The 13,903-nt window shown below is 67.0% G+C and carries 18 protein-coding genes; 16 read left to right on the top strand and 2 right to left on the bottom strand.

The annotated features are described in order from the left end of the window. The first annotated feature begins 31 nt into the window (after positions 1-31). The 15 genes from M1247_RS11635 to M1247_RS11565 all read left to right on the top strand — a co-directional run bounded on the left by M1247_RS11635 (position 32) and on the right by M1247_RS11565 (position 11,075). Positions 32-328 carry a glutaredoxin family protein gene (locus tag M1247_RS11635; protein WP_317156635.1) on the top strand — a complete coding sequence of 99 codons (297 nt, stop codon included), beginning with the start codon at positions 32-34 and terminating at the stop codon, positions 326-328. Positions 329-406: 78 nt separating this feature from the next. Continuing rightward, on the top strand, positions 407-1,762 hold the full coding sequence (locus M1247_RS11630) for a glutamyl-tRNA reductase (protein WP_317156467.1): 1,356 nt from the start codon (positions 407-409) through the stop codon (positions 1,760-1,762). Between the two features lie 24 nt (positions 1,763-1,786). Beyond that, positions 1,787-2,722: a hydroxymethylbilane synthase gene (gene hemC / locus M1247_RS11625; protein ID WP_317156634.1), complete on the top strand. Its 936-nt coding sequence runs from the start codon at positions 1,787-1,789 to the stop codon at positions 2,720-2,722. Next, positions 2,719-4,398, top strand: a complete 1,680-nt coding sequence (locus M1247_RS11620; RefSeq protein WP_317156466.1) for a bifunctional uroporphyrinogen-III C-methyltransferase/uroporphyrinogen-III synthase — start codon at positions 2,719-2,721, stop codon at positions 4,396-4,398. Before hemC ends, M1247_RS11620 begins: the two co-directional genes overlap by 4 nt. Before the next feature lie 69 nt (positions 4,399-4,467). Beyond that, on the top strand, positions 4,468-5,472 hold the full coding sequence (gene hemB / locus M1247_RS11615; protein WP_317156465.1) for a porphobilinogen synthase: 1,005 nt from the start codon (positions 4,468-4,470) through the stop codon (positions 5,470-5,472). After that, on the top strand, positions 5,469-5,879 hold the full coding sequence (locus M1247_RS11610; protein ID WP_317156464.1) for a hypothetical protein: 411 nt from the start codon (positions 5,469-5,471) through the stop codon (positions 5,877-5,879). Before hemB ends, M1247_RS11610 begins: the two co-directional genes overlap by 4 nt. 21 nt (positions 5,880-5,900) lie before the next feature. Continuing rightward, a complete protein-coding gene (locus M1247_RS11605; protein WP_317156463.1) occupies positions 5,901-6,281 on the top strand; it encodes a hypothetical protein in 381 nt (126 codons plus the stop codon). After that, positions 6,247-6,759 carry a transport-regulating membrane protein Mce1N gene (locus tag M1247_RS11600; RefSeq protein ID WP_317156462.1) on the top strand — a complete coding sequence of 171 codons (513 nt, stop codon included), beginning with the start codon at positions 6,247-6,249 and terminating at the stop codon, positions 6,757-6,759. Before M1247_RS11605 ends, M1247_RS11600 begins: the two co-directional genes overlap by 35 nt. Continuing rightward, positions 6,756-6,983: a hypothetical protein gene (locus M1247_RS11595; RefSeq protein WP_317156461.1), complete on the top strand. Its 228-nt coding sequence runs from the start codon at positions 6,756-6,758 to the stop codon at positions 6,981-6,983. The genes M1247_RS11600 and M1247_RS11595 overlap by 4 nt, the downstream gene beginning before the upstream one ends. 3 nt (positions 6,984-6,986) lie before the next feature. Further along, positions 6,987-7,751 carry an APH(3'') family aminoglycoside O-phosphotransferase gene (locus M1247_RS11590; protein WP_317156460.1) on the top strand — a complete coding sequence of 255 codons (765 nt, stop codon included), beginning with the start codon at positions 6,987-6,989 and terminating at the stop codon, positions 7,749-7,751. A gap of 52 nt (positions 7,752-7,803) precedes the next feature. Further along, a complete protein-coding gene (locus tag M1247_RS11585) occupies positions 7,804-8,658 on the top strand; it encodes an oxygenase MpaB family protein (protein WP_317156459.1) in 855 nt (284 codons plus the stop codon). Beyond that, positions 8,645-9,244 (top strand): TetR/AcrR family transcriptional regulator, encoded by a 600-nt coding sequence (locus M1247_RS11580; protein ID WP_317156458.1) that lies wholly within the window; start codon positions 8,645-8,647, stop codon positions 9,242-9,244. Before M1247_RS11585 ends, M1247_RS11580 begins: the two co-directional genes overlap by 14 nt. A gap of 57 nt (positions 9,245-9,301) precedes the next feature. Beyond that, entirely contained in the window at positions 9,302-9,520 is a 219-nt protein-coding gene (locus M1247_RS11575) for a hypothetical protein (RefSeq protein WP_317156457.1), read from the top strand. Positions 9,521-9,529: 9 nt separating this feature from the next. Next, positions 9,530-10,015 (top strand): pyridoxamine 5'-phosphate oxidase family protein, encoded by a 486-nt coding sequence (locus M1247_RS11570; protein WP_317156456.1) that lies wholly within the window; start codon positions 9,530-9,532, stop codon positions 10,013-10,015. 403 nt (positions 10,016-10,418) lie between these two features. Beyond that, positions 10,419-11,075 (top strand): porin MspA, encoded by a 657-nt coding sequence (locus tag M1247_RS11565; protein WP_317156455.1) that lies wholly within the window; start codon positions 10,419-10,421, stop codon positions 11,073-11,075. A gap of 144 nt (positions 11,076-11,219) precedes the next feature. On the opposite strand, the gene mddA is transcribed toward M1247_RS11565, so the two are convergent. Together mddA and M1247_RS11555 are read right to left on the bottom strand one after the other, a co-directional pair. Further along, complete coding sequence (gene mddA, locus M1247_RS11560) at positions 11,220-11,990, bottom strand: methanethiol S-methyltransferase (RefSeq protein ID WP_317156454.1); 771 nt, start codon at positions 11,988-11,990, stop codon at positions 11,220-11,222. 78 nt (positions 11,991-12,068) lie between these two features. Further along, positions 12,069-12,452, bottom strand: coding sequence for a nitroreductase family deazaflavin-dependent oxidoreductase (locus tag M1247_RS11555; RefSeq protein ID WP_317156453.1), 384 nt, complete (start codon positions 12,450-12,452; stop codon positions 12,069-12,071). Between the two features lie 58 nt (positions 12,453-12,510). On the opposite strand from M1247_RS11555, the gene M1247_RS11550 reads away from it, so the two are divergent. Then, positions 12,511-13,899 carry a cytochrome P450 gene (locus M1247_RS11550; protein WP_317156452.1) on the top strand — a complete coding sequence of 463 codons (1,389 nt, stop codon included), beginning with the start codon at positions 12,511-12,513 and terminating at the stop codon, positions 13,897-13,899. Positions 13,900-13,903: the final 4 nt, after the last annotated feature.

Here is a 13,903-nt window from a genome sequence, read left to right as displayed (position 1 = left end):
CCTCGCCGGGGCGCGCCGGGATACTGGCGGCGTGGAGCATCAGCATCGCCCGCCCTCCGACCGGCACACCGTCACCCTGCTGACCAGGGCGGGGTGCAGCATGTGCGCGCGGGCCGCTCAGCAGCTGGCGGGCCTGCGCGAGGAACTGGGCTTCGAGCTGGTCACCACCGATGTCGACGAGGTCGCCGCGGCCGGCGATACCGCATTACGGGCGCAGTACGGGGACCTGCTCCCGGTCATTTTGCTGGACGGCGCCGAGCACAGTTACTGGGATGTCGACGAGCAGCAGTTGCGCCGCGATCTTGCCGACGGCATGGACCACGCATAGGTCCCCGCATAGATCACTAAGTGAAATTTGGTGGCCGGGCGTGGCAACGATTACCTTGGGTGACGTGGTGATGATGCCGTGAGCGTGTTGCTATTCGGGGTTTCGCATCGCAGCGCGCCGGTGTCCGTGCTGGAGCAGTTGAGCACCGACGAGTCCGATCAGGCCAAGATCATGGACCAAGTGCTGCAGTCGTCGTTGGTCACCGAGGCCATGGTGCTGTCCACCTGCAACCGCGTTGAGGTATACGCCGTGGTCGAGGCGTTCCACGGCGGCCTGTCGGTGATCGGCCAGGTGCTCTCCGAGCACTGCGGCATGTCGCTCAACGAGCTCACCAAGTACGCCTATGTGCGCTACGCCGAGGCCGCTGTCGAGCACCTGTTCGCGGTGACCAGCGGGCTGGACTCGGCGGTCATCGGTGAACAGCAGGTGCTCGGCCAGGTGCGCCGCGCCTACTCGTCGGCCGAGGCCAATCACACCGTCGGACGCACCCTGCACGAACTGGCGCAGCGGGCGCTGTCCGTCGGCAAGCGGGTGCATGCCGAGACCGGTATCGACGCTGCGGGCGCGTCGGTGGTCTCGGTGGCGCTCGGCATGGCCGAAACCAGACTTCCCGGCGGCCTCGCAGGCTCCACCGCCGCGGTGATCGGCGCGGGATCGATGGGTGCCCTGGCGGGTGCGCATCTGGTCCGGGCCGGCGTCGAACGGATCAACGTGGTGAACCGCTCGCTGCCGCGCGCGCAGCGGCTCGCCCACAATCTGACTCAGCAGGGCGTCTCCGCCAAGGCCCTGTCGCTGGACGACCTCGCGACCGCTCTGGCCGACGCAGACGTCGTGGTCAGCAGCACCGGCGCGGTGCGCCCGGTGGTGTCGCTGGCCGATGTGCACCACGCGGTGGCACAGCGCAACGCTCCCGGGGGCGAACGCCAGCTGGTCGTCTGCGACCTCGGGATGCCCCGCGACGTCGATCCGGCGGTAGCCGGGCTGCCCGGTGTGTGGGTGGTCGACATGGAGCGCATCCAGCGGGAGCCGTCGGCGCGAGCCGCGGCGACCGACGCCGACGCGGCCCGCAGCATCGTTGCCACCGAGGTTGCCAACTACCTGGCCGGGCAGCGCATGGCCGAGGTCACCCCGACCGTCACCGCGCTGCGGCAACGGGCCGCCGACGTGGTGGAGGCGGAGTTGCTGCGGCTGGACAATCGGTTGCCGGGGCTGGATGCCGCACACCGCAACGAGGTCGCCAAGACCGTGCGACGGGTCGTGGACAAGCTGTTACACGCACCTACGGTGCGGGTGAAGCAGCTGGCAGGCGCACCCGGTGGGGACAGCTACGCCGAGGCACTGCGCGAACTCTTCGAACTCGACCCGCAGGCCGTCGATGCGGTGGCCGCCAGTGAATTGCCCTTTATGACATCAGATCTCGATAAGACTGAGTAAAGCTTGCCGAATACCGAGGACGCGATCATCCGGATTGGCACCCGTGGCAGCCTTTTGGCGACCACCCAGGCCGGGACCATCAGAGACGCATTACTGGCGGCTGGGCACCCCTGTGAGCTGGTGATCATCTCCACCCCGGGGGACCGGTCCTCGGCGCCGATCGCCGACCTCGGCATCGGGGTGTTCACCGCCGAGTTGCGCGAGGCGATCGACGACGGTCGCGTGGACATGGCCGTGCACTCCTATAAAGATTTGCCGACGGCAGTCGACAAGCGCTTCGTCATCGCCGCGACACCCCGCCGTGAGGACCCACGGGACGCCCTGGTGGCCCGGGACGGACTGGTGCTCGGAGAGTTGCCGGTGGGGTCTCTGATCGGCACGTCGAGCCCGCGGCGGGCGGCACAGCTTAGAGCACTGGGTCTCGGTTTGGAAATTCGCCCCCTACGAGGCAACCTAGATACCAGGTTGAACAGGGTTACGAGCGGTGATCTCGACGCCATCGTGGTCGCCCGAGCGGGTCTGTCCCGTATCGGACGAACCAACGTTGTCACCGAGACGCTCGAGCCGGTGCAGATGTTGCCAGCACCGGCTCAAGGTGCGCTTGCGGTGGAATGCCGCGCCGGCGACACCGAGCTCGTCGCGGTGCTGGCGGAGTTGGAAGACGCCGACACACGTGCGGCGGTCACTGCCGAACGGGCCCTGCTTGCCGAACTGGAGGCGGGCTGTTCCGCACCGGTCGGCGCGATTGCTGAGGTGGTCGAGTCGATCGATGAGGAGGGCAATGTCTTCGAGGAGCTGTCGTTGCGCGGCTGCGTGGCGACGCTGGACGGATCCGACGTGATCCGTGCGACCGGCATCGGAACTCCGAGCCAGGCCGCAGACCTAGGAGTCTCGGTGGCAGCGGAGTTATTCGAATTGGGCGCACGCGAGCTGTTGGTAGAGCGCGGGAGTGAGAAATGACTCGGCAGGTCACGATACGAGGCCGCAAGGCCAAGCCCGGCCGCATCACGTTCGTCGGTGCAGGACCGGGAGATCCGGGATTGCTGACGGCGCGGGCGCAGGCTGTGCTGGAACACGCTGAATTGGTGTTCACCGATCCCGATGTGCCCGAGGCGGTGTTGGCCCTGGTCGGCACTGAGTTGCCACCGGCCTCCGGCCCGGCCCCGGCCGAGCCGGCGAAGCAGGCCGAGAGCGCTGAGGCGGGTGACGCCGCTGCCGACGACGGGCAATCCGCGGTGATCCCCGGCGGGCCCGAAATCCGGCCCGCTCTCGGTGACCCCGCTGAGGTTGCCAAGACGTTGGCTGCAGAGGCCCGCCACGGCTATGACGTGGTGCGCCTCGTTGCCGGTGACCCGTTGTCGGTCGACGGGGTCATCGCCGAGATCGGTGCGCTGGCCAGGACCCATCTGAACTTCGAGATCGTGCCGGGGCTGCCCGACACCACCGCGGTGCCGACCTACGCCGGCCTGCCGCTGGGTTCCTCGCACACGGTGGCCGACGTGCGCGGCGACGTGGACTGGGCGGCGCTGGCCGCCGCGCCGGGACCGCTGATCCTGCACGCCACGGCGTCGCATCTGCCTGATGCGGCACGCACCCTGATCGAGTGCGGGCTGACCGATGGCACCCCTGCGGTCGTGACCGCCAACGGGACCACCTGCCAGCAGCGTTCGGTGGAGACCACACTGGGCGGGTTGATCGACAAGGCCACCCTGGCCGGGAGCGAGCCTGCGGGTCCGCTGGCCGGGCCGCTGGTGGTGACGATCGGCAAGACCGTCGCCAACCGCGCCAAGCTGAACTGGTGGGAGAGCCGGGCCCTGTACGGCTGGACCGTGCTGGTGCCGCGCACCAAGGATCAGGCCGCCGAGATGAGCGATCGGCTGGTCGGTCACGGCGCGCTGCCCATCGAGGTGCCGACCATCGCCGTCGAGCCGCCGCGCAGCCCCGCGCAGATGGAGCGTGCGGTCAAGGGTCTGGTCGACGGCCGGTTCCAGTGGGTGGTGTTCACCTCCACCAACGCGGTGCGTGCGGTGTGGGAGAAGTTCAACGAGTTCGGCCTGGATGCCCGCGCGTTTTCCGGCGTGAAGATCGCCTGTGTGGGTCAGGCCACCGCCGACAAGGTGCGCGCGTTCGGTATCAATCCCGAGCTGGTGCCGTCGGGTGAGCAGTCCTCGTTGGGGCTGCTGGACGAGTTCCCGCCCTACGACGAGATTTTCGATCCGGTCAACCGGGTGCTGCTGCCGCGCGCCGACATCGCCACCGAGACCCTCGCCGAGGGGCTGCGGGAGCGTGGCTGGGAGATCGAGGACGTCACGGCCTACCGCACGGTGCGTGCCGCACCGCCGCCGGCGCAGACGCGCGAGATGATCAAGACCGGTGGTTTCGACGCCGTGTGCTTCACCTCGAGCTCGACGGTCCGCAACCTCGTCGGGATCGCAGGCAAGCCCCACGCCCGCACGATTGTGGCCTGCATCGGACCGAAAACCGCTGAGACCGCAGCGGAATTCGGCCTGCGCGTGGACGTGCAGCCCGAGAGTGCTGCGGTGGGTCCGTTGGTGGAGGCACTCGCCGAGCACGCCGCCCGCCTGCGTGCCGAGGGTGCCCTGCCGCCGCCGCGCAAGAAGAGCCGTCGTAGGTAAACTCGCCGAAACCGCATTCCGGCAGGCCGCTACTCGCACTTCTTCTGCTGGAATGCCATTTCGCGGAGAATGCGGAGAAGGAGACGCGCGCTAGTGGCTTTCCCTCGACATCGTCCGCGCCGGCTGCGCTCCACGCCGGCCATCCGCCGGCTGGTGGCGCAGACCTCGCTGGAACCAAGGCATCTGGTGCTGCCGATGTTCGTCGCGGACGGCATCGACGAACCGCGCCCGATTGCCTCGATGCCCGGCGTGGTGCAGCACACCCGGGATTCGGCGCGCCGGGCCGCGGCAGACGCGGTGGCCGCCGGCGTGGGTGGCCTGATGCTGTTCGGCGTGCCGCGCGATGAGGACAAGGATGCCGTCGGCTCTGCCGGAACGGATCCCGACGGCATCCTGAACGTGGCGCTGCGCGACCTTGCCAAAGACCTCGGCGACGCCACGGTGCTGATGGCCGATACCTGTCTGGACGAGTTCACCGATCACGGCCATTGTGGGGTTCTGGACGCCCGCGGCCGGGTGGACAACGACACCACCAATGCCCGGTACATCGAACTGGCCGTGGCACAAGCAGATTCGGGCGCCCACGTGGTCGGGCCCAGCGGCATGATGGACGGCCAGGTGGCTGCCATCCGCGACGGGCTGGACGAGGCTGGGCACACCGATGTGGCAATCCTGGCCTACGCCGCCAAGTTCGCCTCGGCGTTCTACGGGCCCTTCCGGGAAGCGGTGTCCTCGAGTCTGGTCGGCGATCGCCGCACGTACCAACAGGATTCGGGCAACCTGCGCGAAGCGGTCCATGAGATCGAGCTCGATATCGACGAGGGTGCCGACATCGTGATGGTCAAGCCGGCGATGAGCTATCTCGACGTGGTGCGCGCCGCCGCGGACATCTCGCCGGTGCCGGTGGCGGCCTATCAGATCTCGGGTGAGTACTCGATGATCGTGGCGGCCGCGGCCAACGGCTGGATCGATCTGCAGGCCGCGGCGCTGGAATCGCTTGTCGGAGTGCGCCGGGCCGGCGCCGATATCGTGCTGACCTACTGGGCGGCCGACGTGGCCGGCTGGCTGGCGTGACGCAGGAGCCACAGGGCCGTCCCGAAGACGTCGACACCGGGTTCTGGCTGTGGGTGGTTGCACTGCCGCTCATGGTGATCGGCTATCTGCTCGATGCGGTCACCACCGCGGCCGGTGCGCAACGCCTGCTCGTGATCGTCTTCTCGGTGATCTTCATGGTGGTCCTGTGCTCGATCGTGGTGGCCTTTCTGATTCTGCTGCGGCAGGGCTACCGCTGGTGTCGGACGTTGTTGACCACCGGTGGGCTGGTGTCGGTGGTGCATGCGGTCAGCAGCCTGCTGACCGGCGAGCGGCAGGCCGGCGCTGCGGTGGGGTACGCGATCACCGCCATCGTGGGGTCGGTGCTCATCATGGGCGGGATCTACCTGCTGCACCGCAAGGACGCCAACGGATTCTTCGTGGCTTGATTCGTTTAGGCTTTCCCGACCATGTCCTCACCGTCGACGCCGCGGCCATTGACCGCGACCATCGGATTCGGCTGCTGGCTGGCGGCCGCGGTGCTGTTGATAGTCGGCGGGCTGCTTGCCGCGTCGGCCGATCTACCGGGTCTGAACAGCACCCTGTTTCGGGGCTCGGGCGTGCTGACCGCGCTGGCCGGCCTCGGGATGGCCTTTCTGGCCGGCCGCAGCCGCACCGCCGACCCGCGGTTTCGCCGGGCCGCGATCGCGCTGTCGCTGGCGATCGTGGTGTTGGTGGGCCTGACCGCCGCCTTCGGGGTGGTGCATATCGTGACCCTGTTCGCGGTGCTCGTGCTGATTGCCGGGACCATCCTGAATGCCCTGCCGACATCAAGGAGGAACGGTGACTGACGGCGCGAGTACGGCCGACGCGCCGCCGGTGCTGTTCTACGAGCGCGGCGCCAGTTGGGCGTGGCTGCTGGCCGGACCGTTCGCAGGCGGCGGCATGGCGATCCTTCAGGTGACCGGGGGATACGGTCACGATCTGTGGGTTCCGCTGGTGTTCCTGGTGCTGGTGTCGGGTTTCATCGCGATTCAGATCAAGGCGGGACGCATTCACACGTCGGTGGAGCTCACCGCCGAGACGCTTCGGCAGGGAGCCGAGCGGATCAGCGTGGCGGAGATCGTGCGGATCTACCCCGAAGCGAGTGGCACAGAGACGCCGCGGTGGCAGTCGGCGCGCGCGCTCGGTGAGCTCAGCGGGGTGCCGCGAGGCCGCAAGGGGATCGGCCTCAAGCTCACCGGCGACCGCACCGCCCAGGCGTGGGCGCGGAAACATCGTCAGCTGCGCCAGGCGCTGACCCAGCTCGTCGAGGAGCGCATCCCGTGACCCGCCGGGCGCTCGTGGAAATTGTGGTTGCCGTCGCAGCGGGCGTCGGTGCCGTGCTGAGTTGGGTGGCGGCCCGGTCCGTGGTCGAGGTGGCACCGGTGTTGCCCGGTGAGCCCGCCACCACGACGTGGACCTACTCCGCACCGATGCTGGTGCTGTCGCTGTTGCTGGCGACGCTGGCCGGGGTGCTGGCGGTGCTGGCGGTAGCCCGGTTACGGCGCTGAACGGTGGCCGACTGGCGCCCTGTCGAACACGGGGAGTCCGGCGCCGGGGTGTTCCGCAGTGCCGACGGTTCGCGTTACGCCAAGGTGGTCGGCCCCGTCGGCGTCGACGCCCTGGCCGCCGAACGTGACCGGGTGTCCTGGGCGCATCACCGCGGCATACCGGCACCGGCAGTCCTGGATTGGGGTGCCACCGACGACGGCGGCGCCTACCTGATCACCAGTGCGGTGCAGGGAGTTCCGGCCGACCGGCTCCCGGAATCTGCGCTGCGCGCCGCCTGGCCGTCGATACTGGCCGCGGTGCGCGCATTGCACGCACTTCCGGTCGGCAACTGCCCGTACCGCCGCGACCTCGACACGATGCTGGCGCTCGCGCGCGCGGTGGTCGCCGCCGACGCGGTCAACCCGGACTTTCTGCGCGACGAGGACAGGGCGGTGCCTGCCACGGAGTTACTACACCGGGTCGAACGTGAGGCCGGGCTGCGACGTCAGCAGGAAACCGGTGACGCCGTGGTGTGCCACGGCGATCTGTGTCTGCCCAACATTCTCGTCGACGCGGCGGTGGAAGCCTGTACGGGGTTCATCGACCTGGGCCGGTTGGGCGTCGCTGATCGGCATGCCGACCTGGCGTTGTTGTCGGCCAATACCGCTGATACCTTTCCGGGTTTCGCCGATGAAGCCGCGGCGGCGCTGGCTGCCGGGTATCCGCGCGGGCTCGATGATGCACGGGTGGATTTCTATCTGCGCCTGGATCCGTTGACGTGGGGGTGAGGCGCCTCACAAAACGGTTGGTACAAAGTACGAAATCTGTAACACTGTTCCCATGACCGAGTTGGCTGAGACCTCCGAACACACCGACGCCCTGCCGCTGGGGCCCGAATCGCTGGTGTGGAAGTACTTCGGTGACAACCGGATGTACCTGATCGGACCGCGTCCTGCGGTGCTGCAGAACATGCTCGCCGAACTCGGGCAGGGCGTCCTCGATCACTCGACGTTCTTCTCCGGCACCGCCGAGCGGCTCAAGCGCACCATTCCGCCCATCTTTCGCACCGTCTACGGCTCCGAGCAGGACAACGCGGGTATCCAGGTGCGCGATTTCCACCACGGCATCAAGGGCGATATGCCTGACGGCGGCCGGTATCACGCACTGGACCCGGAAACCTACTTCTGGGCGCACGCCACCTTCGTTGAGCAGGTCCTGTATTTCGCGGACACCTTCGTCAAACGCCTGACCCGCGAGGAGAAGGAGCAGATCTACGCGGAATCCAAGACCTGGTACCGCCGCTACGGCGTCAGCGACCGGCCGATGCCCGCCGACTACGACGCGTTCGAGCAGTACTGGGACCGGATGATGAACGAGGTGGCCGTCGCCCACAAGACCGCGAAGTACGGCGTCGGCTACGTCACCAAGGGCTTCCCGTGCCCCAAGGGGATGCACCCGGCGGTGTGGCGCGCCGTCGCGGTGGTGTTCAACCCCGTCGCGGCCTTCCTGACCACCGGCGGGCTGCCGCCCCGTGCGCGTGACCTGCTGGACCTGCCGTGGAGCGAGCGTCAGGAGCGCAACTACCAGCGCTTCGCCGCGTTCTGGCGGTCGCGCCCGGTGAACTGGGTGTGGGACCATCTTCCGATGAGCGTCCGCTACAACGGTTTCGCGCAAAAGGGCTATGCCCGAGGCTGACGCAGCGGCGGGCTCCATCCTCGACGCGGCCCTCATCGAATTCGAGCGGCACGGCTTCCGCCGGGTCGCGCTCGACGACGTCGCGCGGCGTGCGGGCGTTAGTCGCACCACCATCTACCGGCGGTTCGCCAACCGGGACGAACTCGTCGGCGCGGTGATCGAACGTGAGAATGTCGCGCTGTTCGCCGACATCGCCCATGAACTCAAAACCGCTGGGCCACAATCGAATTATTACGTCGAAGCGTTCACGCTGTCGATCCTGCGATTCCGCCGTCACCGGGTGCTCAACCGGATGATCAGCGACGAACCGGCGCTGGTGATGGAGCTGATGCACCGCCATTACGGCGCCGCGATCGAGCGAATGGCTGCGGCGCTGCGGGTGATCTTCCCGGCCGGATTCGCCGACCGGATCGGCGAACAGGCCGTCAACGACCTGGCCGACACCATCCTGCGGTATGCGGCGATGGCCCTGCTGATGCCCAGTGTGCAGCCGCTGGAGACCGCCGGGGACCTCCGGGCCTTCGCCACCCGGCATTTTCTGCCCAGCCTTCCTGCGGCGTTGCGGGCCGTGCCGGCGGGGACATAGTCGATCCGGAAAACCGCCTGTGCGTTTGACCGCGCACGGCTCGGGGCAGTCGTAACCATGACCAAAGAAGAGCGTCCACCCACCGAGTTCCCACCGATCACCGAAGAGCACAAGAAGCGCGCCAAAAAGATGATGGAGGCCTACGACGACCAGCGGCCGACGACCACCTTGCCGGGCAGCGGCGGAACGGTCGCAGGCACGGCGGTCAACGACTGGGTCGATGATGAGGGAAAGCCCATCTACGGCCGCGAGGAAGAAGACGAGGAAGAAAACTAGGGTGGCGGGGTGACCCCGTTGGAGAAGATCGCCCCCGCCTTCATCGAGATGGCCCATTCGATCGTGTGGGCCTCGGTGGCCACCGTCGACACCGACGGCCGTCCCCGCACCCGCATCCTGCACCCCATCTGGGAGTGGGACGGCACCGATCTGTTCGGTTGGATCGCCACCGTGCCCAGCCCGGTCAAACGTGCACACCTGGCCGTACATCCGGAAGTATCGGTCAGCTACTGGGCTCCCAGCCAGGACACCTGCTCGGCCGAATGCCTGGTGGAGTGGTATACCGACGACGAGACCAGCACCCAGGTGTGGGACAAGTTCGCCAAGGGCCCGGCCCCCGTGGGCTATGACCCGCACATCATTCCGCAGTGGAGCGGCGGACCGACCTCCGACGAGTTCGCGGCACTGCGCCTGACGCCGTACCGGCTGCGTGTGATGCCGGCAGCCGTGATGACCAAGGGTGAGGCGGATCTGCTGCTGAACTGGCGGAACTGATATGTGATTTCCATCACTAATTGGAATAGTTTGAACTGGTTTCACATTGCTGTCGCGTTACTTCGTAGTTAACAACAGGCTGACGGGGTTTGATGGCGAAAATGGGCCGCGGGTAGGTGTGCTATATGGAGCCGTCTGCTGAGCATCGCCTCTCGTGCACCCGATGACGTCGCGGGCAAACTTCACCTGACGGCTCATGCGCCAGTGACCATGGATACGTATCTGTTGCTGGGGTGTGGCCCCGCGCTTATGTTGCTCGTGTCAACCAAGAGCAGGGCATGCCGGCGTATGTGACTCTTCTGAGTTTCCTTTCACGCGTACGTCGTTGGGGGTGTGGGTTGTGCGGTTGGCGCAAACCAATCTCGGTGAGCCTCGGACCGCCGGCGACATAGCTAGGGAGAACATGAAGGCAATCAGTCGGGTGCTGACAGCGATGGTTACCGCCGTCGCTGGGGCCGTCGCGACACTGTTCGTGGGCACAGGCACTTCGCATGCGGGTCTGGACAATGAGCTGAGCCTGGTTGACGGTCAGGACCGGACCCTGACGGTTCAGCAGTGGGACACCTTCCTCAACGGGGTGTTCCCGCTGGACCGCAATCGGTTGACCCGTGAGTGGTTCCACTCCGGTCGCGCCAAGTACGTGGTGGCAGGATCCGGTGCCGATGAGTTCGAGGGCACTTTGGAGTTGGGTTACCAGATCGGCTTCCCGTGGTCGCTCGGCGTGGGGATCAACTTCTCCTACACCACCCCCAACATCCTGCTCGATGACGTGAACATCAACCCACTCAGCTCGGGGTTCAACCCGCTGGGCTCGGTCATCACCCCCAATCTGTTTCCTGGGGTGTCGATCTCGGCTGACCTGGGTAACGGCCCCGGCATCCAGGAAGTCGCGACCTTCTCTGTCGACGTCAAGGGTCCGAACGGCGGTGTGGCGGTCTCCAACGCCCACGGCACCGTGACCGGCGCGGCCGGCGGCGTGCTGTTGCGTCCCTTCGCCCGCCTGATCGCCTCGACCGGCGACAGCGTCACCACCTACGGCGAACCCTGGAACATGAATTGATGTGATTTCGGCGTGATCGGTTGCGCTGGGCGCAACCGATCACGCCGAAATCACGCTACGACAGCGCGTCACGCTCCTCTTCTTCAGCTCATCGTTGACACCTGATCTGACGAAACCTTCCTAGCCGGAGCGTGACGCGCTGCCTTACGCAGGCCGGTGCCGGATCCTCGGCGCCGCACCACTGTCACCGCGATGCGGCCATGGCACCAGCATCGGTACCCGGTGTCGATAGTCCCGATACCGATCTCCCAGTGCGGCAACCAGATCCCGTTCCTCGAGCTGAATCGCGATCAGAATGTACGCGGTCGAAACGCCGGCGAAAAGCAGGTGACCCGCCGTCATGGTCGGGGCGGCCCAAAACGCCACGATGAAGCCGAGCATGAGCGGATGGCGAAGCACCCGGTACAGCAGCACGATGCGAAAATCGATGTTGCTGTAGGGTTTTCCGCGCCAGTTGAGCCATACCTGGCGCAGCCCGAACAGGTCGAAGTGGTTGATCATGAAGGTCGATCCGAACACCGTCGCCCAGCCCAGCCAGAACAGGGCCCACAGGATCAGCCGCCCCGCAGTCGATTCCACGTTCCAGACGACCGCGGGCAGGGTGCGCCACTGCCAGTACAACAGGATCAGTGCCAGGTTGGACAACAGCACATAGGTGCTGCGCTCGATGGGTTGCGGAATGATCCGGGTCCACCAGCGCTTGAAGGCCGGCCGCGCCATCACACTGTGCTGCACCGCGAACACGCTCAGCAACAGCAGGTTGACGATGACCGCTTCGCCGACCGGCGCCGTGACTCCCGCGTCGACGGTGCGTGGCACCACGAAGCCACCGACGAACCCGATCGCATAGAGGAAGGTGACCACGAACAGCAGATAGCTTGCTGCCCCGTAACCGAAGGTGAGTAGGCGCTTCATAGCGACCCCCTGCCACCGCCGCAGTGATACCGCACTCACGGTAGACCTCGAATGCGCAGGTGAACAGGGGGTTTGTTGCTAGTTCACACGCCGCAGCAGCACCGCCTGCTCGAACGGCAACCGGCCGAACACCCGCCCGATGGGCCCGGTCACGTGCGGCGCGGCCTCGGACTTGGACACCACCTGTGGGTCGGCGAGCCTGAGAGTCCTGCCGTGGCGACGCATTTCGGCGCCGCCGGCCGCGGTGATGTTCTTCAGCCAGTCCCGATTCGGGCCGTAGGTGAGCAGGATCGCCACACCCTCGTCGGTGGTGAAAACCGACAGCGGGGTGCGGTAGCACTTACCGGATTTTCTGCCGACGTGTTCGAGGATTCCGAAGGTCGGGGCCCAGCCTGCCCACAGCCGCTGAATGGGATTGGTCACATGGCGGTTGAACCGCGCCAGCCATTGCGGTAGTTGCATGGCCCAATCATGCGGGAATCGATGTGGCGCCGTGCGTTCTTGTTGACACTATGGCCCTATGAGGAAAAGTATGGCGCCCGATCCGGAGATCGGTGCGTTGCCCTTGACGCCGAAGAACCCGCTGCCGCTGTGGCAGCTGGCCAAGGCGGTACGGGCGCTGGACGTCGGGCAGAAGCAGGTGCGCGCCGCAGGCGGTCCGGTGAGCCGGGTGCAGCTGGGGCCCAAATGGTTGGTCCCGCCGCTGGTGGCGGTGTTCTCACCGGACGGAATCCGCGATGTCCTTGGCCGCAACGATCAATTCTCGGAGCGCTGCATCGTGCATGACGAAGTGCGGCACGCGGCGGGAGACAGCCTGTTCGTGCTGCCCAACGAACCATGGCTACCCCGCAAACGGGCCCTGCAGCCGGTGTTCACCAAGCACAATGTGCGCGATTACGGCGGTCATATGGCCCGGGCCGCCCAAGGCGTGGTCGACACCTGGAATGAGGGTGGCGAGGTCGACCTGGACGCCGACTGCCGGGCGCTCACCATGCGTTCGCTGGGCCGCTCGGTGTTGGGGGTCGATCTCAACGAGCGCGCTGCCGTCATCGCCGAACACATGCATATCGCGTCGTCCTACGCCGCGGACCGGGCGCTGCGGCCGGTCCGTGCCCCGCAGTGGTTTCCGACGCCGGCACGTCGGCGGGCCCGCGCCGCCGTCGACGCGATGCGACGGGTCACCGACGACATCCTGCAGGCGTGCCGGGCGGACCCCAACCGGGACGCACCGCTGGTGCACGCCCTGATCGCGGCCACCGATCCCGAGACCGGGCGGCCGCTGTCCGATGACGACATCTGCAACGACCTGCTGATCTTCATGCTGGCCGGTCATGACACCACGGCGACCGCACTCACCTATGCGTTGTGGGCACTCGGCCACCATCCCGACGTCCAGGCCCGGGTGGCCGCCGAGGCCGCCGCGATCGGGGACCGGGAGTTGACGCCGCAGGACGTCACCCGGCTCGGATACACCGTTCAGGTGCTGCACGAGGCGCTGCGCCTGTGCCCGCCTGCCGCGGGCGTCGGCCGGCTGGCGACTCGCGACATCGCGGTCGGCGGCTACCGCGTCGAGGCCGGCACCCTGCTGGCGGTGGGGATATATGCCCTGCACCGCGACCCCGACCTGTGGGAGGACCCGGACGTCTTCGACCCGGACCGGTTCAGTCCACAGAATGCGGCAGGCCGCGACCGCTGGCATTTCATCCCGTTCGCGGGCGGTACGCGGTCGTGCATCGGCGAACACTTCGCGCGCCTGGAAACCACGCTCGCACTGGCCACCATCGTGCGGGCGATGGAGATCGTCTCGGTCGACGACGACTTTCCTGTCGATGTGCCGTTCACCACCGTCGCGCGGGGGCCGATCCGGGCGCGGGCGCGGCCAAGGAGGCCGAACCACTACACCCTGTAGTTGA

The sequence above is a fragment of the Mycobacterium appelbergii genome, assembly GCF_032883035.1.
Lineage (GTDB): Bacteria > Actinomycetota > Actinomycetes > Mycobacteriales > Mycobacteriaceae > Mycobacterium > Mycobacterium appelbergii.
Note: the sequence above shows the minus strand (reverse complement) of the source record. Positions and strands in the feature narration are given on the sequence as shown.

What these genes read in the sequence shown, in the direction of transcription:
- M1247_RS11620 (WP_317156466.1), top strand. Translation starts at nt 2,719, where the DNA reads ATGACTCGGCAGGTCACGATACGAGGCCGCAAGGCCAAGCCCGGCCGC.
- hemB (WP_317156465.1), top strand. Translation starts at nt 4,468, where the DNA reads ATGCGGAGAAGGAGACGCGCGCTAGTGGCTTTCCCTCGACATCGTCCG.
- M1247_RS11605 (WP_317156463.1), top strand. Translation starts at nt 5,901, where the DNA reads ATGTCCTCACCGTCGACGCCGCGGCCATTGACCGCGACCATCGGATTC.
- M1247_RS11600 (WP_317156462.1), top strand. Translation starts at nt 6,247, where the DNA reads ATGCCCTGCCGACATCAAGGAGGAACGGTGACTGACGGCGCGAGTACG.
- M1247_RS11585 (WP_317156459.1), top strand. Translation starts at nt 7,804, where the DNA reads ATGACCGAGTTGGCTGAGACCTCCGAACACACCGACGCCCTGCCGCTG.
- M1247_RS11580 (WP_317156458.1), top strand. Translation starts at nt 8,645, where the DNA reads ATGCCCGAGGCTGACGCAGCGGCGGGCTCCATCCTCGACGCGGCCCTC.
- M1247_RS11575 (WP_317156457.1), top strand. Translation starts at nt 9,302, where the DNA reads ATGACCAAAGAAGAGCGTCCACCCACCGAGTTCCCACCGATCACCGAA.
- M1247_RS11565 (WP_317156455.1), top strand. Translation starts at nt 10,419, where the DNA reads ATGAAGGCAATCAGTCGGGTGCTGACAGCGATGGTTACCGCCGTCGCT.
- mddA (WP_317156454.1), bottom strand. Translation starts at nt 11,990, where the DNA reads ATGAAGCGCCTACTCACCTTCGGTTACGGGGCAGCAAGCTATCTGCTG.
- M1247_RS11555 (WP_317156453.1), bottom strand. Translation starts at nt 12,452, where the DNA reads ATGCAACTACCGCAATGGCTGGCGCGGTTCAACCGCCATGTGACCAAT.
- M1247_RS11550 (WP_317156452.1), top strand. Translation starts at nt 12,511, where the DNA reads ATGAGGAAAAGTATGGCGCCCGATCCGGAGATCGGTGCGTTGCCCTTG.